Origin of the sequence: Tatumella sp. JGM91, assembly GCF_018257575.1 — a bacterium.
Taxonomy (GTDB): Bacteria; Pseudomonadota; Gammaproteobacteria; order Enterobacterales; family Enterobacteriaceae; genus Tatumella; species Tatumella punctata.
Window position 1 is genome coordinate 123,850 of record NZ_JAERJP010000005.1, and the last position, 20,851, is coordinate 144,700.

Annotated in this window: 18 protein-coding genes, 1 tRNA gene and 1 pseudogene; 8 read left to right on the forward strand and 12 right to left on the reverse strand. The window is 48.4% G+C overall.

Features of this window, described 5'->3' with window-relative positions:
• Positions 1-58: 58 nt before the first annotated feature.
• Both rcsB and rcsD read right to left on the reverse strand, forming a co-directional pair.
• Positions 59-706, reverse strand: coding sequence for a response regulator transcription factor RcsB (gene rcsB / locus JK198_RS05260; RefSeq protein ID WP_212707203.1), 648 nt, complete (start codon positions 704-706; stop codon positions 59-61).
• Between the two features lie 14 nt (positions 707-720).
• A complete protein-coding gene (gene rcsD, locus JK198_RS05265; protein ID WP_212707202.1) occupies positions 721-3,363 on the reverse strand; it encodes a phosphotransferase RcsD in 2,643 nt (880 codons plus the stop codon).
• A 975-nt stretch (positions 3,364-4,338) separates the two neighbouring features.
• Here rcsD and ompC point away from each other — a divergent pair.
• Positions 4,339-5,466, forward strand: coding sequence for a porin OmpC (ompC, locus tag JK198_RS05270; protein WP_212707201.1), 1,128 nt, complete (start codon positions 4,339-4,341; stop codon positions 5,464-5,466).
• A gap of 59 nt (positions 5,467-5,525) precedes the next feature.
• On the opposite strand, the gene JK198_RS05275 is transcribed toward ompC, so the two are convergent.
• Positions 5,526-5,684, reverse strand: a complete 159-nt coding sequence (locus JK198_RS05275; RefSeq protein WP_212707200.1) for a hypothetical protein — start codon at positions 5,682-5,684, stop codon at positions 5,526-5,528.
• Between the two features lie 194 nt (positions 5,685-5,878).
• Here JK198_RS05275 and apbE point away from each other — a divergent pair, with 194 nt between their 5' ends.
• Positions 5,879-6,922 (forward strand): FAD:protein FMN transferase ApbE, encoded by a 1,044-nt coding sequence (gene apbE, locus JK198_RS05280; RefSeq protein ID WP_212707277.1) that lies wholly within the window; start codon positions 5,879-5,881, stop codon positions 6,920-6,922.
• 23 nt (positions 6,923-6,945) lie between these two features.
• A complete protein-coding gene (locus tag JK198_RS05285) occupies positions 6,946-7,557 on the forward strand; it encodes an alpha-ketoglutarate-dependent dioxygenase AlkB (protein WP_212709962.1) in 612 nt (203 codons plus the stop codon).
• 7 nt (positions 7,558-7,564) lie between these two features.
• Here JK198_RS05285 and JK198_RS05290 read toward each other — a convergent pair whose 3' ends face one another.
• Both JK198_RS05290 and JK198_RS05295 read right to left on the reverse strand, forming a co-directional pair.
• Positions 7,565-8,296 (reverse strand): 4'-phosphopantetheinyl transferase superfamily protein, encoded by a 732-nt coding sequence (locus tag JK198_RS05290; RefSeq protein ID WP_212707198.1) that lies wholly within the window; start codon positions 8,294-8,296, stop codon positions 7,565-7,567.
• 63 nt (positions 8,297-8,359) lie between these two features.
• On the reverse strand, positions 8,360-9,079 hold the full coding sequence (locus JK198_RS05295) for a GNAT family protein (protein WP_212707197.1): 720 nt from the start codon (positions 9,077-9,079) through the stop codon (positions 8,360-8,362).
• A gap of 189 nt (positions 9,080-9,268) precedes the next feature.
• Between JK198_RS05295 and JK198_RS05300 the strand changes: the two genes are divergently transcribed.
• On the forward strand, positions 9,269-10,186 hold the full coding sequence (locus JK198_RS05300) for a LysR family transcriptional regulator (RefSeq protein WP_212707196.1): 918 nt from the start codon (positions 9,269-9,271) through the stop codon (positions 10,184-10,186).
• Positions 10,187-10,625: 439 nt separating this feature from the next.
• Positions 10,626-11,039 (forward strand): DoxX family protein, encoded by a 414-nt coding sequence (locus JK198_RS05305; RefSeq protein ID WP_212707195.1) that lies wholly within the window; start codon positions 10,626-10,628, stop codon positions 11,037-11,039.
• Positions 11,040-11,164: 125 nt separating this feature from the next.
• Here the strand turns inward: JK198_RS05305 and JK198_RS05310 are convergent, their stop codons facing one another.
• The 5 genes from JK198_RS05310 to JK198_RS05330 form a co-directional block, all read right to left on the reverse strand.
• Entirely contained in the window at positions 11,165-11,407 is a 243-nt protein-coding gene (locus JK198_RS05310) for a DinI family protein (protein WP_212707194.1), read from the reverse strand.
• Between the two features lie 107 nt (positions 11,408-11,514).
• On the reverse strand, positions 11,515-12,420 hold the full coding sequence (locus JK198_RS05315) for a GGDEF domain-containing protein (protein WP_212707193.1): 906 nt from the start codon (positions 12,418-12,420) through the stop codon (positions 11,515-11,517).
• Positions 12,421-12,735: 315 nt separating this feature from the next.
• Positions 12,736-12,812, reverse strand: a tRNA-Pro gene (locus JK198_RS05320).
• 75 nt (positions 12,813-12,887) lie between these two features.
• Positions 12,888-14,642, reverse strand: a complete 1,755-nt coding sequence (yejM, locus tag JK198_RS05325; RefSeq protein ID WP_212709961.1) for an LPS biosynthesis-modulating metalloenzyme YejM — start codon at positions 14,640-14,642, stop codon at positions 12,888-12,890.
• Positions 14,643-14,660: 18 nt separating this feature from the next.
• Positions 14,661-14,888 (reverse strand): YejL family protein, encoded by a 228-nt coding sequence (locus JK198_RS05330; RefSeq protein WP_212707191.1) that lies wholly within the window; start codon positions 14,886-14,888, stop codon positions 14,661-14,663.
• A 254-nt stretch (positions 14,889-15,142) separates the two neighbouring features.
• On the opposite strand from JK198_RS05330, the gene yejK reads away from it, so the two are divergent.
• A complete protein-coding gene (gene yejK, locus JK198_RS05335; protein ID WP_212709960.1) occupies positions 15,143-16,153 on the forward strand; it encodes a nucleoid-associated protein YejK in 1,011 nt (336 codons plus the stop codon).
• Between the two features lie 389 nt (positions 16,154-16,542).
• On the opposite strand, the gene rplY is transcribed toward yejK, so the two are convergent.
• Both rplY and JK198_RS05345 read right to left on the reverse strand, forming a co-directional pair.
• The gene (gene rplY / locus JK198_RS05340; RefSeq protein WP_212707189.1) at positions 16,543-16,830 is read right to left on the reverse strand and encodes a 50S ribosomal protein L25; all 288 of its coding nucleotides are present in this window, start codon (positions 16,828-16,830) and stop codon (positions 16,543-16,545) included.
• A 141-nt stretch (positions 16,831-16,971) separates the two neighbouring features.
• Complete coding sequence (locus JK198_RS05345; RefSeq protein WP_212707188.1) at positions 16,972-18,726, reverse strand: DEAD/DEAH box helicase family protein; 1,755 nt, start codon at positions 18,724-18,726, stop codon at positions 16,972-16,974.
• A gap of 143 nt (positions 18,727-18,869) precedes the next feature.
• Between JK198_RS05345 and rsuA the strand changes: the two genes are divergently transcribed.
• Positions 18,870-19,589, forward strand: coding sequence for a 16S rRNA pseudouridine(516) synthase RsuA (gene rsuA, locus JK198_RS05350; protein ID WP_212707187.1), 720 nt, complete (start codon positions 18,870-18,872; stop codon positions 19,587-19,589).
• Positions 19,590-19,607: 18 nt separating this feature from the next.
• A pseudogene (locus JK198_RS05355) lies at positions 19,608-20,788 on the forward strand (Bcr/CflA family multidrug efflux MFS transporter).
• The last annotated feature ends 63 nt before the right edge of the window (positions 20,789-20,851 follow it).

Sequence of the window (20,851 nt, forward strand, 5' to 3'; positions counted from 1 at the left end):
TTCATTTCAGTACAGAGAACAGCAGCCTCTGCCTCAGGGCACGAGGCTGCTCAGATAATCAGTCTTTTGGTGGTGTTGCGCTGACAGAAGACAGATAGTTAAGCAGGGCAATATCGTTATCCACACCCAGCTTCATCATGGCAGATTTTTTCTGGCTACTGATGGTTTTAATACTACGGTTCAGTTTGCGGGCGATTTCTGTTACTAAAAAACCTTCAGCAAACAAGCGCAGTACTTCACTCTCTTTCGGTGACAGACGTTTGTCTCCGTAGCCACCGGCACTGATTTTTTCCAGTAACCGGGCAACAGATTCCGGAGTGTACTTCTTACCTTTCTGCAGGGCGGCCAGAGCTTTAGGTAAATCGGTGGGAGCACCTTGTTTCAGTACAATGCCTTCGATATCCAGGTCCAGTACCGAACTGAGAATCGCCGGGTTGTTGTTCATCGTCAGCACGATGATCGCCAAATCCGGATAATGACGTTTTATATACTTAATCAGAGTGATCCCATCGCCGTATTTATCACCCGGCATCGACAGGTCGGTGATCAGGACATTGGCTTCGAGCTTAGATAAGTTATTGATGAGTGTGGTTGAATCTTCGAACTCACCGACGACGTTAATCCAGTCTATCTGTTCCAGAGATTTACGGATCCCGAATAAAACAATCGGATGATCATCGGCAATAATTACGTTTAAGTTATCCATTTTTTTTAGCTACCTTACTGCAGCAGTGAGTTCACGTAGTGTTCGATATCACTGGTGGTATTTTTAATGTTTAAATCATCGCGCTCTTCAATCAAACGCTCCAACTGTTCACAGTATACTTTGCCATCCTGCAGGCCAAGCATCGCGAAAACGCCTTTCAGACGATGAGCAGTCAGGGCAAGCGCAGCATAATCGTTATCAGAAATTTCAAGATATAATTTTTCGACATCATCGGGCACTGTGTCCTTAAATATCTGAAAGTACTCGGGTTCTTTTAGCATATCGCCCGTGTTGCTCTCAGGAGCTTCCTCCGTCTCGTCCTTAGTCAGTTGTTTCTCAATCAGTAATAACAGCGCATCCAGAAATGCCTGGTTCAGATTATAATTCACCCGGTACTGTTGCGCATTAATCGCAGTATAACCCTGCTCTGAGCCGGTGATCAGCAGTGCCCATCCGCTCAGTCTGGCGGGCACATCAGTCAGCAGAAAATCATAGTCCTGGCCCGGCACCCGGTCGTCAGCTATCAGGCATTTTGCTCCCCAGAACTCTAACTGACGACTGACAATTTTATAGATATCATCAACCACCACATCCACCAATACTGTTATTCCATCCAGTATTTTTTCTTCCTGATCGATTCCCTGTTGCTGAACCGGCAGAGGCATCAACAGACTAAAATGGCTGCCGATACCGGGTTTAGAGATAATATCCAGCTTTCCGTTCAGGGTCTGGCAAAACTGGCGACAAAAAAACAAATCCATACTGTTTGATTTTTCATCATTGACCGTACTGACTTCTCCGCTGAACGGAAAATCGGCATTGGCTAATTCTGTCTTATTCAGACCCTGACCAGTATCTACAATATTTATCAATAGTCGATCAGTATGTTCCGGGCTTGCGCTGATCCTGACAGATATTTTACCCCAATGGGTCGTTCCGAAGGAGTACCAGAGTAGTGTCAGCAGAATTTCACGTAACAGGTTACGGTCACCGAGACGAATTTCGTCCGCAGGCCGTAAATTACTGACAATGATTTCCAGACCACGCTGGTTAATTGATGGCAGTAAAGTGCTCACTATGTCATCAATAAGTTGCTGGAGACAGAAAGGCTGCAGGTCTGCTGACCACTGCCGGTTTTCCAGCCGGGTCAGCAAAATAATATTGCCGGTCATCCGCACCAGATGTTCGCCTGAATCGATCAGTTGCTGCCAGCCGGGTTCATCCAGCTGGCCATGCAGGGAAGTCAGACGCTGCAGTAACCGGTGCAGAGGCTGGCGAAAAGCGTTACCGATATTTTCCAGTAACTGATGCCGCATCTGGTGGTTTTGATCGAGAATTTTCTGGGCGTGCTGTAGTTTTTTATTCACCAGGATCTCCCTGTCCTGGTTACGGATCATAAAGAAGCAGTATTGAGGGGAACACTGACTTTGCTGGTGTCTGACTTCGTAGACTTCATTGTTAACAGTTACCTGCAACACGCCACGATCACCGTCTGACAGCGTAATAATTTTCTGCAGGTTGAGATGAGGGATCAGCTGAGCGGCCTTTTCATTACTCACCACTTCCTGGCGGGTATTGAAATCATAAATAAGGAAACCTATCGGCAGACTGTCTACCATTTCTTTATTCATCTGACGCAGTAAATCTGTTTCCGGATCAGGTGATTCTTCTGCCGGAGCAGGTACACGGCGCAGCCAGAAACTGCCGGCTACCGAGAGCATCAGTAATAGCAGCGACAGGGATAAAGTTAAAAAAGATCCCTGCAGAGCCTGATGCAGTAATACCATCACCGGCAGATGATAGGTAATAGTCATCGGTGAAGCATTTAACGGGGCGACCAGATCAACGGAGGTGGTCGCCAGATTCAGGCTGTCTGAGTTACGGGTATCATTATTACCGTTAAGGTTCTCTGTATTATGAAAAGTTAACCATTCCGGACGCAAATCACCGTTCAGTAAGTCATCCACCGGCAGGTCAAATGCCAGTACCGTGGCCAGGTGGCCCGGCTGGTTAAAGGTGGTTCTTAATGTGAAGTAGTAGTCATTACTGTTAGGTAAATGCCGCAGGCCGGAAAAACTTTCGCGCTCATCCAGGGTATTTGCCTGTTGCAGCATTTCTGCCCGGCGTGCGGAAACCAGTCCGGTAATGCTTTCACCGTTATAGCGGCTCAGCATATCTTTCAGTGGCAGAGTGGATATCATCGTCAGGCTGTTATCCTGGCCATTCAGGTAATACATTGACCAGGTATTTTTCTTTAATGCCCAGAAACTGTCCAGGAAATCGGTCGCGCTGCGGGCGCTGGCGAGAGTATTACTGTCATGAGAGCCAAAAATCAGTGCTTCTGTTTTATGGCGATCTTGCGCCGGGGCGTAGACATCAGCCCGCAAGCGGGTTTCCTGCAGGGTGGCACTATCATCGTCGGTAGCATCATCAGCGGAGGTCTGATTACCGTATATTTGCCAGGTGGCAAACCGGTAGTTATCAATGCGCAGTTGTGTTGAGCGTGCAAAATTCTCTACCAGAGTCTGCTGGTGATGCAGTTGGGTACCCAGGCTGTCATAGATAACGCTGATGATAATAGCAATAACTATCACGTTGAAAAAAATAAGAAATTTAAGTAAATGACCTGACAGCGGCGAATTATTTTTTCCGGACATAAAAGTTTCTGAACCTGAGGTAATGTGGAATCGCTCCCACAAAAGATGGACTGTGACGATGGATATCAGCGAAGTACCGCACAGGGTAACCTGTTTTGCCGGGCTGATACCAGGCCACTGACTTATCCAGGTCCGTAATGGCAGACGCTATTGTGCGCTAAAAATATCCTCAATAGGTGAGGAAGTAAAGCTGCGTCCCGAAATAACTTACCGCTGATACGGGCACCGGCAATCGGCTCCTGACAAGCGCCAGCACGGATAACATCTTATAACTATCAGTACTGAACATCCTGAAGTCAGCTGCCGGTTATCAGGACGCTGATAAATTCTGTCGGCAGAAGCCGTGAGGCTGAAAAACCATCGTTAATCATGAGTAATATTAATCATTATTTAATTTCGTTAAGTGATATTTATCGCGCAGGATAATTATTAAAAGATATTAATTATTTGACCGGCACAAAATAAGATGTCAGTCAGGGCAGGGGGGGAGTAATTATCAGACTGTTTTTTGGGCAAAAAAAACCGGACGCGAAGTCCGGCAGGGAATGTTAAGACAATAATCATTCGGGGTGAATGAAGGTAATAATAAAATAAATGATGATAGCAATTGACATTATATTCCCGTCACCCCGTTTTTATTTATCATTCAGTGCGGTTATTTTTAACATCAAAGCATTTACAAGAACATTTAACTCTTTGACAATTAGTGCCTAATTCTTTACCGGAATAATTTTTTTGTTGATTTAACCTTTAGTGCTCATTAATAGTGGTGCCTGGTTTGAAAAAGTTCCGCAAGGTTTACATTCTGAAATTATTTAGAAATAAATTGAAGCATTTTCGTCTGTTTAGTATCATTTTGCGGATAGATTATTTCTTATCCTGAATTAACATGACTTAAGAAAACACTTGCTTTACTTTTATATAATTTTCCTGAGTCAGTCTCTGACGTTACGGGTCCCACTCGAGGGTAATAACATGAAACTTCGCGTTCTTTCACTATTGGTACCGGCACTGCTCATGGCTGCAGGATCAGCCAGTGCAGCCGAAATTTATAATAAAGACGGTAACAAGTTAGACTTGTCTGGCAAAGTTGACGGCTTACACTACTTCTCAAAGGATAATGGCTCAGACGGTGATCAGTCATATATGCGTTTTGGTTTTAAAGGCGAAACGCAAATTTCAGATCAACTGACAGGATATGGCGCATGGGAATATCAGGTCGCCGTGAATAATGCTGAGTCCCAGGGCAGTGCTGACAACTATACCCGTTATGGTTTTGCCGGGCTGAAATTTGATAATGACGGTTCACTGGATTATGGCCGTAATTACGGTGTTGTGTATGATATTGCCAGCTGGACGGATGTACTGCCGGAATTTGGCGGCGATACCTACGGTTCGGATAACTTTATGTTCCAGCGTTCCAGCGGATTGCTGACTTACCGTAATTCAGACTTCTGGGGACTGATTAACGGCCTGAAGATTGCAGTGCAGTACCAGGGAAAAAATGGCAGTTCCAGTGAAACCGCCAATGGCCGTGATGTCTTAGGTCAGAACGGTGATGGCTGGGGTATGAGTGCCAGCTATGATCTTAGTCCGGACTTATCTCTGGGTGCGGCGATGTTCTCTTCCAATCGGACCACGGAACAGAATAACTATATCAGCGCTGATAAAAATCACATTCTGGGTAAAGGTAATAAAGCACAAGCCTATACAGGCGGTGTGAAATTCGACAACGGCGATGTTTATCTGGCGGCTATGTATACCCGTTCTTATAATGCGACCCGGTTTGGTAACAGCAGCGATTCAACCGCTTACGGTTATGCGGATAAAGCCGATAATCTGGAATTAGTTGCCCAGTACCAGTTTGACTTCGGTTTACGTCCGTCTCTGGCATTTATTTCTTCACGGGGTACCAGTGTGGAAAAATACGGTGCACAGAACCTGAAACGTTATGTGGATGTCGGCGCCACATATTACTTCAACAAAAATATGTCTACCTATGTTGACTATCAGATCAACCTGCTGAAAAACAACCAGTTCACTGAAGCGGCCAATATTAATACTGATAATATTGTTGCACTTGGTCTGGTATATCAGTTCTGATAAAAAACAGGCAGCGAATGTTATGTGCTGCCTGTTTCCTGTCGGGGTAGCCTGAATCCTCAGTACCTGTTGTCACTTTTCCCGCCACGGTTTAATGGGCGGGATAAGTGGCGATGGGTTCCTTCCAGAGCCGAGCCTGCCTGGGTAAAAACCGCGGACAATAACCATTGTGCCCATAACTGCTTTAGCTGCTGACCGATCGCCGAAAATTTCTTCATCTGCAGTACCTCATTATTACTTCACCGGTTATTCACTCTATTGACAGCAAAATTTATGCCAGCAGATAGCACGGATATTCACGGGGCCCGGCAGTCATTTTGTTAGTATAGCGCCTCATTTTGGTGCGTCTTTGCCCTGTGGTGGCTGGTGAACTTCCGGCTGAACCTGGCTTATAATTCCGGAAATAAATTTGATGAGAGTTCTTTGCTGCGGCACCGTACTACTGAGTATGGTACTCGCCCTGAGTGGTTGTGATAATGCAACGTCTTCCTCCGGTCAGAATCTGGTGATGGAAGGTAAAACCATGGGTACGGTCTGGCGTGTGACTGTCGCTGATGTACCTGCCTCACGCCGCAGTCAGTTACAGCAGGTTATTCAGCAACAGCTGGATAATGATGATCAGGAACTTTCAACCTGGAAAACTGACTCGGCACTGTCGCGTTTTAACCAATACACCGGCACCCGGCCCTGGCCGGTCAGCGAAGCGATGGCCGATATTGTTACCATGGCATTGCGTATCGGTGCCAAAACCGGCGGAGCAATGGATATTACGGTCGGGCCGCTGGTCAATTTATGGGGATTTGGTCCGGAAAAAATGCCGGCACATACTCCTGCACAACAACAGATTGATCAGGCCAAAGCCCGGACGGGACTCAGACATCTCAAAGTCATTCAGACGGCGGATGGCCAGGCGTTACAAAAAGATCTTCCTGATTTATATGTTGATTTGTCAACCATGGGCGAAGGATATGCCACCGATCATCTTGCCCGTTTAATGGAATCTCAGGGAATTACTAACTACCTTGTTTCTGTCGGGGGGGCGTTGCTCTCGCGGGGGCATACGGCAGAAGGTAAACCCTGGCGAGTAGCCATTCAGAAGCCAACGGATCTGGAAAATGAAGCACAGGCAGTAGTGGATTTACAGGGGCATGGTATCAGTACTTCGGGTGATTACCGTAACTATTATGAGCTGGATGGTCAGCGTATCTCTCATATTATCGATCCTGCTACCGGCCGCCCGATTGAGCATAAACTGGCATCAGCAACTGTGATAGCCACCACTGCCGGAGAAGCTGATGGCTGGGATACAGGACTGATGGTTCTGGGGACGGAAAAAGCAAAAGCACTGGCCCTGAAACAGCATCTGGCTGTTTTTCTTATTACCCGTAACGGAGATAAATTTGAAAGCTGGGCCTCACCGTTGTTTAAATCATTTTTGCTTACTGAAGCAAAGTAACCTCTGCGGAGTAATAATAAACCATGCTGGATCTTTTTGAGGGCGCCCCCCCGTGGCAGGAGGCACTGGCAGAAGACGCTGTCATCCTGCGGCGTTATGCCAGGCATGATGATCACTGGCTGTTCGACCAGATTATGGCGATTGCCAGCCAGCGTCCCTTTCAGCACCGGATTACCCCCGGCGGTTTTCGGATGTCGGTGGCGATGACCCATTGTGGCCTGTATGGCCGGCCCGCAGACGCTCATCCGATTAATGGCGGGTTGCTGATGCCTGATAACTTAAGAAAATACGCTATTACTACCGCCCTGAGTGCCGGTTTCACCGGCTTTCGGCCAGACTCCTGTCTGATGAACCGTTATGCTGTCGACAGCAAGTTATCGTTACATCAGGATAAAGACGAAAAGGATCTGCGTCAGCCGATTGTCTCTGTATCTCTCGGGCTGGCTGCGGTATTTCAATTCGGAGGCTTTGAACGCGGCGATCCGGTGACTAAAGTTATGCTGGAACACGGGGATGTCGTGGTCTGGGGGGGACGTTCCCGGCTGCGTTTTCACGGGATTTTACCCCTGAAACCAGGCTCACATCCCCTGACCGGAAAATACCGTTATAATATGACGTTTCGTTGTGCCGGGTAATGGTGTATCAGTGACTGATCCAGCTGAATACGCGTTGCCGGGTAATAGCATAGCTGACAGTAAAACAGCGGCCCTGGGGATAGTCCTGTGACAGAGTCTGTTTCAGCTGTAAACAGGCCGTCGAGTTCATTTCATCAATAGTCAGTAATCTTACCTGCAGGAAGTCGATATACTGACGGACTTCCGGCCATAATGCCTTATACAGACTCTCTTTCAGAGAAAATAGCAGGGTTACTGCCTGCTCCGGGGGTAACTGTACTGAAGCCAGCAGCTTCCCTTCTTCTTTATCCATCAGGATATCCCTGATCTGGCTGGTCGTATGGCGGTTCATCCACTGTTCCGTATCGTTTCCTGCCAGACGCTTTTGCGGGTCTGCCAGCAAAAATACCATTCCGCTGGTATGTGACAAGGATGCCGTCAGGGCCGGGGGCCAGCGGGGCGAACGATCAGGATTGTTGGTCAGTATAAAATTTTTAATACCGTAGCTGGCGGCAATTGATCTGACCAGCCAGCGGCTGGCCAGGTATTCTGCCTGGCGTTTACGGGCAGCCCCGCTGATGGCCATCGGGCAGGGAATATTATAGTGCTGGTACAGATGCGGACTGAAGGTTGCGCTATCAAAGGCAGCACAGGCCAGAACCGGAGATGACGCAGAAAAAGCCGCGCGACAGATAAACTGTCCGTCAGGCAGGACTAAATTTTCGGTAACGGCAGAAGGGAACTCAGCAGACATCAGCATAGTTATCCGGCTTAACCGGCTCCGGGAATAAAATCAGGCCGGCGGATTCAGCCGGCAGCAGAATTATAGCGTGCCGGAGCGAAAATAACGTAGCGGATAACGCTGTTGCCCCGCAGAGTCGAAATTGTCTGCACTCAGCCATTGTGTAAATGCTGATCGCAATCCGGGCCATTCCTCGTCGGTTACGGAAAACCATGCAGTATCGCGGTTGCGTCCTTTATACACCATCGCCTGACGGAATATACCTTCAAAACGGAATCCCAGCCTGAGTGCTGCATTGCGTGAAGGTGTATTCAGGCTGTCGCATTTCCATTCATAACGACGATAACCCAGAGTGTCAAATGCGTAGCGCATCAGTAAATACTGTGCTTCTGTAGAAAGCGGAGTACGTTGCAGTTGTGGTGAAAACATAACATGTCCGGCTTCTGCCACGCCATTAGCCGTATCGATTCTCATCAGTGACAAGCTGCCTGTGGCTTTACCGGTAGCGTTATCAATAACAGCAAAATGGAATGGATCGCGGCTGTTAGCAGCGGCGCGAATATATTCATGAAAGTGCTGCCGCGAGGTAAAGGGGCCTGAAAACATATATGTCCATAAAGATTCACCGCCTGTTTCACACTGTAGTGCCTGACAGAGATCCTGTTCATGGCGCTGGCTGTCTAACGGCTGTAACTGGCAATAGTGGCCCGTCAGTGTTACTGCTTCAGGGAGCTTTGCGGGTTGCCAGGTATCCACCGGCAGGCCGATGGGTTGTCCGAACTTATTGATTCTGTCAGTCATTGTTCTTTTCCTGTCAGTCAGTGGCGTGGAAAACCTACTATAAGTGTCAGCCTGATTCCGGTGGAACAATATTTCCGGGCTGAAGTGTGAAATATCTTTTCTGTCAGTACAGAGCCCGGGGGAGGGTGATACACTGCCGGGCAGGCAGCCGGACAATCTGGCAGAAAACCGATATTCCGGATCGACACCATGACCCTTGATGATATGCGTATTTTTGTCGCCATTGTAAATACCGGCAGCTTCACCGCAGCGGCAGACCGGCTGATGTTATCAAAACAGTTTGTCAGCCGGCGGATCGGTGCATTGGAAACCGGTCTGGCCGCGCAGCTACTGGTACGTAATACCCGCAGTTTATCAGTGACTGATGCCGGACAGGTATTTTTTCAACATGCCAGCCGTATTCTTGATGAAGTCCGTCAGGCTGAAGATGCGATATCGCTACGCCAGAGTCAGCTGGTGGGAAATTTCAAGATCAGTCTGCCACACACCTACGGGTTGCGGCATATTGCCCCTTTGCTTACCCGTTTTCAGCATCAGCATTTGTCAGTCAGTCTGCATATCGAAATTAATGACCGGTTTGTCGATCTGATCGGCGAAGGTTTCGATATGGTATTACGGATTGGCGCACTGGCTGATTCCAGCATGATTGCCCGTCAACTGGGGATATTGCCGATGGTTATCTGCGGCAGTCCTGACTACCTGCAACAGACGGGTATACCCTTACTTCCCGCCGATCTCAGCCGTCACCGTTGTCTGCGATACGGTACCGCAGGGCCATCGGGCTGGAACCTGCTGGTTGAGGGGAAGAGCCGTTTCTTTGCGATAAACGGCCCGGTATCAAGTAATAACGGGGAAGTACTCAGAGAGTCTGCAGAAGCAGGGTTAGGGCTGGTATTATTACCCCGCTTTATTGTTAATGACGCGATTAATGCAGGCAGACTGCTTCCGGTGTTAGCCGATTTTACCCCGCAGGGGTTATCACTGAACGCCATCTATCCCGGTCATCGTCAGCACAACCCGGTAATCCGTGCATTACTGGCATTTATCAGCCCGCATATTACTGCCAGCCACCCTTCCGGTGAGCAGAACGGTATTCTCCCGGCCTGAAAGCACAGGCAGCCTGTGGCAGGCAATCTATCTTCTTATAATTCTCTGCTCAACTTATTCAAAAATACTGATGATTATTGTCCGGGGAATATTTATTCTGATTTTCACCGATAGTTTATCAATGAATTTATTAACGTGTTGTTTTAGAAAGTAATATGTTTAATTCCTGTTTGCTGACTGACGAATTGTACTGTTCATGTTAGCCGGCCCGGCAGTTTTTCCAGCCCTTATTGTCACCTGAGGAGGGACAGTGATTATCAATCTGCTGTGTTGATGTTCAATATGGTTGATGTAACATCAGTGCACCAGAGAACACGGAACGATCCTGAGCCTGCCTTCTCTTTATTTCATGTAAGAAACGTAATAATTTCAATACTTATCAATATACTTTCCGCAGCGGAGAGCCGCGGTATAAGCAATTAACCCTGAGGTAATTAATATGCAATATCTGTCTTTGGAAAAATATCGTGATGCTCTTCTGTTACTGACTCGTATTTTACTGATGCTGTTGTTTGTCATTTTTGGCTGGGAAAAGCTGGCGGGTTTTGAAGCGACTATCGGTTATATGGCATCAGTGGGTGCGCCTTTACCTGCTGTCGCGGCGGTAGTTGCGGTGGTCGTTGAACTGGTTTTTGGTGTTCTGATTATTGCTGGTTATTACACCCGCCCGCTGGCGATAGTGCTGGCCGTTTATACTGTTGCAACAGGCCTGATGGGGCATCAGTACTGGCATATGACAGGAATGGCGCAGTATGGTGCCATGATTAACTTCTATAAAAACATCAGTATTGCCGGTGGTTTCCTGGCACTGGCGCTGACCGGCCCGGGCAGATACTCCATTGACCGTAAATAAGCGGGCAGCCTTCTGAAATGCCGGGGGGAATCCCCGGTTTTTTACCGGCAGCCGTAACAGACGATATTGTAGCGGACTTTTCAGGCTGAGCGGTCCGGAGTGTATTGCTGTCGCCAGTAAAAATATCAGTATTCGTTTACCAGCCACATATCCGACTCATCAAACATCTCTTCCAGCATCCGGTTAAGTTTTTCCCGGTCACTCTTACTGGCATCGCTGTTCAGTCCGTTGGTCTGCATCGGTTTTACTCTGACCTCAGCTTCCGGGAAAATACGTTGTACACGGCGGGTAAGTTCTTCCAGGATAATCTCTCTGGCATTTTCCAGACCGGCGACATTGCGTTTATCGTACACTAATTCTACAAACATGATGGCGGCACTCATTACTGGTTATATAACCAGTAATTTAGCAGTTAACCCGCGGGGACGCAGCATTTTTTTGCGATATAACGCATTTTTTGCGTCGTTGTCGGCGATTATCTTTGAATCGTTCCGTTGTCCGCAAATACGATACAGTCGCGACCCTCTCGTTTGGCACGGTAAAGGGCTTCATCCGCGTAAATCAGTGCAGAAGTGAAGTTTTCGTTGCGTCCTTTAGATGCCACTCCGGCGCTGATAGTGATTTTGATATCGTTATTATAATCAATGGACAGCGATTTTTTTACCCTGCTGATAACCTGATTAGCGTCAACGTTATCTTTAATGATCAGGCAAAACTCTTCCCCCCCCGACCTGGCGACAGAAACGTTTTCGTCTCTGAACTCACTGAGCGCCAGACCGACAGAAATCAGCACTTTGTCACCCATTTTATGGCCAAAGGAATCATTGATACGTTTGAAATGGTCAATATCAAGGATACATACCGTCGCTGCTTTTTTCTCCAATTCCCTGAGAGTAAAGTTTAACGCTCTTCGGTTTGGCAGTCCGGTCAGTTCGTCGGTTAAAGACAGGTTAACGGCGGATTTATAGTTAAAGTTTATGAAGGAAATAAACTCGTTAAATGAGGTAATAATAAGCAAAATGGCCGGAATAAACACAACAGAGACAATGACCAGTGAACAGCGGGCAGATAATATGTCGAGGCCGGTGAGCAAAATAACCAGCAGGCAGTTAAATATAATAAATAACCCGGTTCTGAATAACGCTACGTATCTCTCATAAGGCTGGGTCCGCAGAGATTTGGATAAAAACCAGGCAATCATTACCGCCGTGATAAAATCAATATAAAAATAGCTTTCGATGTCTGACAGAGCTGTGGTTGCTGCGGCCAGCACGATAATCCCTGCCAGGGTCAGCAGGGTATACGTCAGGAAAGAGAAATACAGTAACCGGCCCGGCTTTCCTTTGAAATCTATTAAGGTGTCATTATTTTTCATATTCATGGTTACCTCCCGAATCTGCGGCAACGTTAACTTACTGGTTAATGGAATAAGTGGTTTTCGGCCTCTGATTCTCTGCTGATGACTTTGCTTGCAGCTGTGATTATCCGCACCAGATGCTGAACGTTACACACGGACAGCAGAGCTGCGTATAAGAATGGCGGTAACTGTTTTGATACAGGAAGGAGGGCTCGCGGGCCGCTGAGACACGGCATGGATATTACTACGGAAACAGACAACAAAAAACCCGTAAACTCAGTGAGAATACGGGTTTTTGCGGGGTTTCCATCAGTAACCGGTACTAACAGAATAATGATTTGGTCGGCACGAGAGGATTTGAACCTCCGACCCCTGACACCCCATGACAGTGCGCTACCAGGCTGCGCTACGTGCCGATACTGTTGCCACCACATAGTACGGATAATTTTGCAGATTGCAATATCCGGTTATGCTAACTGACTCATTAATAATCAGTTTGCGATAAAGCGCTTTTCTTCTGTCAGCACCTGTAATAACAGTCCCAGTTCAGGGCGCTGATTTTTCAGTTCGTTGCCTGCTGTGTCATAAGTGGTGTAATTACTTTGATTATCCAGTACCAGCGTTGATGCCGGGGTGGTAATAATCAGCCGGTTACTGTCATCACTGCCGGTCACCCACTGATGCTGCTGCTGTGGACTGAAAAGATCCTCACCCTGAGAATAGTCTTCCGGCGAGGTGGTTACATGCAGTAATCTTTGCATCAGGGTTGTCATGACGTCCTGATGGTCGGTCAGATTAGTGACTGACTGTGCGGGTGTCGATGGCCAGTGGACCACCAGGGGGACCTGCAGCAACTGACGATCCTGGTTATTGTTACTGTCGGTCAGGGACATACCGTGGCGTGCAGTAATAATAACTACGGTATTATCCAGTTCTCCGCTTTTTTTCAGCTGGGAGAGTATCTCTCCAATCTGCTGGTCGGTGGCTTTAGCCGAATTCAGGTAATTTTTCTGACGCGCATTATCACTATTGCCGTCATTATTGATGCCATCCAGCGACACCCAGGAGAACCAGGGGGTGGCAGAATGTTGTTGTTTCTGTAGCCAGTCCTGCCATTGTGAAACGGTCTGCTGGTCTGTCTGTGGCCTGGCCGCCGGCAATGAGTAATCTGCCAGTAATGCCTGGCGATAGAGTGACTGGCTGAAACCATCAGAAGAAAACAGACCAAACTGATAACCGCGGCTGTTCAGTGCACTGAGCAACGCTGACGGCGTGCGGGTTGCCAGAATACCATTCATATAGCTGGAGGAGATACCGTAAAACAGGCCAAACAGTCCGTTTTCATCGGTGGTGCCGGAGCTGAAATGGTTGGTGAAACGCACATTCTGGCTGGCAAATTCATTCAGTACAGGGAAGTCACTGGCTACCGTCGTTTCATTAATAGCATTGACGGTAATCAATAACAGATTATGGTGAGTGCTGCTCTGCCGGAAACTGATATCACTTAACGGATAAGCAACCGAGACGGCATCCGGGTCACCCTGCTGTATCAGACGGCGCTGATATTCCTGCGGGTCAAGTAAACCATGTTTTTCCAGAAAGCGGCGTGCAGTCATCGGATAGGATAACGGCAGGTTTGCCCGCTGCATGGTGATGGGACGGTAAAAATTGGCATCCGCCCAGATATACATCAGGTGGCTGGAAAAGAAGGCGACAATAAACAGTATCGCCAGCGGTTTACCGAAATTACGCCGGTTCAGGCTGCGTAATTTCTGCCAGCTCCAGGTGGCGAAAAGAATCTCCACCAGAAAGATCAGCGGTACGGCAATAAACATTAACTGCCAGTCGCGGGTCATTTCACTCTGCTGGGGATTGACGACCAGATCCCAGACCACGGGATTCAGATGAAGATGAAAACGATTGAAGACTTCACTATCGACTAGCAGTAACGTCAGCCCGCTGGTCGCCAGTATTGCCGACAGTGCCCGCAGCAGCCGCTGCGACATCACGACAAACGTCAGCGGAAATATCACCAGTAAATAGGCGGCAAATACCAGAAAACTGAAATGCCCGATCCAGCTACAGTAAGCATAAATTCTGCCCGCCAGCGAGGCCGGCCAGTCGGTGACCAGCAGATAACGGCTACCGAGAATGAGTGCAAAAAAGATATTAAACAGGGCAAACCAGTGGCCCCAGCTAATCATCTGAGAGACTTTTTCCCTGTAGCGCTGCTGGTTGTTTACCATATTGATCGGGTCATATCTTTAGTGTGCATGATCTTCGCGTACCGAAGCCTGCAGGGCTTCCGCGAAGGTACGGGCGATCGAGCGGCGTTGTGCCGGTGCAACGCTGGAGTTAATCAGATTCGTCACCATATTGCCTAACACCATCAGGGAAAGGTCGGTCGGGGCCTGATCTTTTTCCAGCACTTCTGCCAGTTGGGCGAGGAGTTGTTCCACGCGATCGTCACTATATCGGGATGATTGAGGCATAATATCAGTTTGCTAAGTCGTAAAAGGCGGACATTCTACTGCAAACGCCACTTTTTTTCTGCAATTTTATTGTCTGTTTAACTTAATAATCCGCGCATTTTTGTTAAATACTGTTGTAGCGTATTGTGGCCCGGTTTTCACGATTTTCCTGCACCATCGTTTTCTGGTCACCCTGCAGCTTAAATGCGGATTAGCATTGAAAGACGGGCAGGGCAATGGTTGAATACGCACCTGATTGAGAAGGAGAGTCTACCATGAGTCTGGATATTGACCAGATTGTCGTCCATCAGTTGATTAAACGTGGTGAAGATCAACTGGAGCTGGTGTTACGCGATTCATTACTGACAGCCAGCGAAGCCGTTGCTGATATGCTGGAAGAGCTACATCGTGTCTACAGTGCTAAAAATAAAGCCTATGGTCTGTTTAATGAAGACAGTGAACTTGCTGACACATTACGTGAATGCCGTAAGGGTTCTCAGGATTTTTTAGCCTTCAGCCGTGCGGCCACCGGACGTTTACGTGATGAACTGGCGAAATATCCTTTTGCCGATGGCGGTGTAGTGTTGTTTGCCCGTTACCGTTACCTGGCGACAGAATATCTTCTGATTTCAGTACTTAACAGCCAGAGCAGTATGCGGATTAACGAAACACTGGATATCAGTACCACCCACTATCTTGACATTAACCATGCGGATATTGTGGCAAGGATCGACCTGACCGAATGGGAAACCCGGCCTGAATCATTACGCTACCTGACCTTTTTACGGGGGCGTGTTGGCCGTAAAGTCTCTGATTTCTTTATGGATTTCCTCGGGGCCAGTGTCGGGCTGGACACCAAAGCACAGAACCGCAGACTGTTGCAGGCAGTGGACGATTATTGTGAAGACGCCAGCCTGGGAAAACAGCAACGACAGGAATACCGTCAGCAGGTTTACAGCTACTGTAACCAGCAGCTGCAAGCCGGGGAAGAAATTACAGTTCAGGAACTGTCTGGCGAACTGCCAGCGATGGGCGATAAAAGTTTTGAAACCTTTACCCGCGAGCAGGAGTATTCGCTGGAAGAGAGTTTCCCTGCCGATCGCAGTACCCTGCGGCAGTTAACTAAATTTTCCGGCAGTGGCGGCGGCCTGACACTCAGCTTTGATGCGATGTTACTGGGTGAGCGTATTTTCTGGGATCCGGCAACGGATACGCTGACCATCAAAGGAACGCCACCGAATTTGCGTGATCAGCTGCAACGCCGTACCGGAGAAAACAATAAATAACTGTCTAAAAACGCGCGATTACGCGTCATATTTGTCAGTTAACCGTCAGAAAGAAGCCGTAACCTGCCGTGTTGCGGTCTCTTTTTCCCGCACTCTGTCTTCTGCCCTCTGTGGCAGCTTTCCGCTGACCCCGGAATCAGGCTGGCGGGTTGATGGTAAGTTGCGGAACAACGTTTGCGGTCAGCAACGGTGGGGCAGGGGCTCAGACCCCGGAGAATACTGGCTGAGCAAACGGAGACACGGCTGCGTCGCCTGACTTAGCAGCATAAAAAAATCCGCAACCTTGTAAAAGATTGCGGATTTTTATACAACCGCCTGATCGTTTAACCGTTAATGTCAGCTCTGACAGATCGGTATTACCCGGCGTTTTTTACTGACTGATCGGGCAATTACGCGCGAACGAAGTCGATGTGTTGCAGTTTTGGCTTGAACGGGTGACGCTGAACAGCCTGAACTTTAACTTTAGTTTCTTTACCGGCAACAACCAGGGTCAGAACTTCAGAATAGAACTCAGGGTTGGTCTGCATGTTGATAACAACATCATGGTCCAGTTCGATAGCGACAGCTGCTTCGTTTCCGCCATAGATGATAGCCGGAAATTTGTTAGCTGTACGACGCAGGCGGCGGCTCGCACCCTTACCCTGCTCTTTACGTTCTTCTGCGTTGATAGTGAACATCTTAATTTCTCTTTGTAATTCTGCTACAGGCGACCCAGCAACAGAAGGTTATCTTGAATGTACTTTTACCGAATGTAAAAGTGCGCGGCATTATAGCCGCTTCCCCTGTGGCGGGCAAATAAATTCAGCGGTTTCCCGCCATCAGCGTAACTGATTCGCTTTACGGTAGCGCCCCTGATAATCAAATACTTTATGACGGATTTGCCAGAAATGACCTTTTTTACGGGCAACAATAAAATCAGGATAACGGAAAGCATCGCTCAGGGCAGGCAAATCAACCGCATGTTGCCAGCTTAGGGGAGTGCCGGGGGCTTTATGGTGGTGGCGTATAAACAGTAATTCGAAAATATGTCGCTGTGCGGCGGTGTGCAAACGGAACAGTTCGCTGACTTCGCTGCCATCTTCATCATAGTAAATAACCTTTAGCCATTCACCCCGGCTGTCCTGCCCTGTATGTAATGTCATTCCCGCACAACGCAGGACCATGGCATCTTTGAGCCTGAGTGCCGCTTTCAGCATATCGTCGGGGTCAGCCAGAATACCCTGGCACTGATGACATACCCGGGCCGCAATATCATTCTCTGCATTACACCGGGGGCAGGATTTGAAGCGGAAGCGAAAATCACACTGCTGGCGTGGCTGATCAGGGGCTTCAATAATCCCCTGACAGCGCCGGCCAAAATGTTCGGTAATCGTGCCATCGGAGGTTGTTTTTCCCCAGAAAGTATTGGCAAAACCGCAGGCAGGGCAGAACACCTGCACTGGCTGGTTATCAGCGGAGCCTTTCGGACTGCCAATTTCAGGGCTGAACAGGTCATGAGGATTACCGGCATAATCGAGGATCAGACAATCTTTTTTGTTTTGTGACAGGCGCAGGCCACGCCCGACAATTTGCTGATACAGACTGACAGATTCTGTCGGGCGCAGTATCGCAATGACATCGACATGGGGGGCATCGAATCCGGTGGTCAGTACCGAAACATTGACCAGATATTTGATCTGTTGTTGCTTAAATGCCTGTAATGTTTTATCGCGCTCTTTTGCCGGGGTATCTCCACTGATCAGGGCACTCTGTTCCGGCAATAAACCGAGGATCTCTTTGGCATGCATCACTGTTGAAGCAAAAATCATCACCCCCAGCCGCTCTTCCGACAGTTCGATAATCTGGCGGATAATGGCCGGCGTCACCCGGCGTTGCTGTTGCAGCTGTTTATCCATCTCTCGTTGACTGAACAGCCCCTGATTAGCGGCATATAAAGCCGAGAAATCATAGTGCACCACCGGCATATCCAGCCGCTGTGGTTCAACCAGATAACCATTTTTGATCATGTATCGCAGGGGCAGTTCGTAGATACACTCATAGAACATAGCCTGTGCATCACCGCGAACCATCCCGTGGTAATGAAGGTGATAGATCCAGCCTTTCCCCAGCCGGAAAGGGGTGGCTGTCAGTCCCAGTAGCTTCAGATCCGGACGCCGCTGCCGCAAAAAGCTAAAGATAGTCTGATACTGACTGTCTGTATCATCGGCGATCCGGTGGCATTCATCGACAATCACCAGAGAAAATTCAGCATCAAAGGCATCAAGGTTGCGGGCAACGGATTGCACACTGCCGAAAACTACTTTCTGCCGGCTCTTTTTTTGCTGCAGGCCGGCAGAAAAAATATCGGCCGTCAGGCCGAGCGCCTGATATTTTGCATGGTTTTGCGCCACCAGTTCTTTAACATGAGCCAGCACCAGTACCCGTCCGCGGGCTTTACGGGCCAGTTCGGCAATCACCAGGCTTTTCCCCGCGCCGGTAGGCAGTACGATCACCGCAGGTTGCGAATGGTGGCGAAAATAGCGGATAGCTGCATCAACCGCTTCCTGCTGATAAGGGCGCAGAGTAAAAGACATAAACATCACTTTTTAAAAGGAGTATACAATCGACGATATATCGTCACTGACAGCCAGCTCAGGTTCACGTTATACTGGAAGACTGAACATGACGATAAGCGTCATTGTATTTTCCCTTCGCTGCTACAGGCAAAAAGAAATTCATGCGACTCGATAAATTCATCTCTCAACAACTGGAAATAAGCCGGGCCATTGCCTCACGTGAAATTCGTGCACAGAAAGTCACTGTGGATGGCGAGATTGTTAAGGACAGCGCTTTCAAAATTAAACCGGAACATCAGGTCGAATATGAAGGTAACAGCCTGCAACAACAATCCGGGCCCCGTTATTTTATGCTTAACAAGCCGCAGGGTTATGTATGCGCGACAGAAGATGAAGATCACCCGACAATTCTCTACTTTCTGGAAGAGCCAATGGCATGGAAACTTCATGCAGCAGGGCGGCTGGATATCGATACCACCGGGCTGGTATTACTGACCGATGATGGCCAATGGTCACACCGTATCACCTCTCCTCGTCATCATTGCCAGAAAACATATCATGTTACTCTGGAAAATCCGCTGGATGCACAGGCGACAGAGCAGTTTAAGAAAGGCATTGAATTACGCGGGGATAAACAACCGACTAAGCCCGCTTCACTGGAAATACTGACACCGACGGAAGTCTTGCTGACCATCAGTGAGGGGCGTTACCACCAGGTAAAACGTATGTTTGCTGCCACAGGGAATCATGTGGTTGCCCTGCATCGTCAGCAAATTGGTGACATCGTTCTGGATGACACTCTTGAACCCGGTGAGTATCGTGAATTAAGTCGTGAGGAAATTGACAGTGCAGGCTTACCTGCAGAATTGCAGCGAAAATAATCAGGCTGATAGTCCCCTGTGCGGAGAGAGAAATTGAGGCTGATAGTTATTCTGGGTTTGCTGGCAATGCTGATGCCATTGTCTATCGACATGTATCTTCCTGCGATGCCACAGATTGCCAGCGAATTTCTGGCACCTTCCGGTCAGGTTCAGATGACGCTGAACGCCTATATTCTGGGTTTTGCCGTCGGACAACTGTTTTACGGGCCATTATCTGACAGCCTTGGCCGTAAGCGGTGCTGTTACCCGGGGTACTGATATTTATTCTTGCCGCTGCCGGGTGCGCCATGGCGGGGACGATTGACCACCTGATCTGGATGCGACTGGTGCATGGTCTTGCGGCAGCATCGGCCGGGGTGGTAATCAATGCCATTATCCGGGACAGCTACTCCAGTGCAGATTTCTCACGTATGATGTCGATTATGATGCTGATTACCACCCTGGCTCCCCTGATGGCACCTATCCTCGGGGGCTGGTTACTGCTGGCCGGAAACTGGCAGTCCATCTTCTGGGCACTGGCGATTGCGGCAACTGTCGGTTTTTTGCTGGTAATTTTTGGGATCAGCGAGTCATTACCGGCAGATAAACGTCAGCCTCTGCATCTGCGTACTATTATCAGCAACTTTATTATTTTGTTCCGTAATAAAAAAGTTTTCAGTCTGATGATGGCCAGCGGGTTTTCGTTTGCCGGGCTGTTCGCGTTCCTTAATGCGGGGCCTTTTGTCTACATCACGCTGTACCATGTTTCTCCGCAGCATTTCGGGTATTACTTTGCGCTGAATATCGTATTTCTGTTTCTGATGACCCTGATTAATAGCCGTATGGTTCGGCTGGCCGGTCCGTTATTATTGTTCAGAATTGCGCTTATTATTCAGTTTATCAGCGGGATATGGCTATTAGTGGTTTGTGCTGTCGGTCTTGGATTTTATCCGCTGGTACTGGGGGTTGCTGTGTTTATCGGCTGCGTATCAATGGTGGCCTCCAACGCCATGGCGGTGATACTTGATGAGTTTCCGCATATCGCCGGTACTGTTTCTTCTCTTGCCGGGACATTACGCTTTGGGGTGGGGGCTGTTACCGGTGCCATCCTGTCACTGTTTAGTTTTTCTTCAGCCTGGCCAATGGCAGTGATGATTGCCAGCTGTGCCAGCTTATCGCTGTTATTATTCTGGTTTGCATCCCGTCATACTCTGCGCTAATTCTTCCTCTGAGTCACCGTCCTGCCTCCTGTGTGTGGGGCGGGATTTTATTTTATTGTTTAT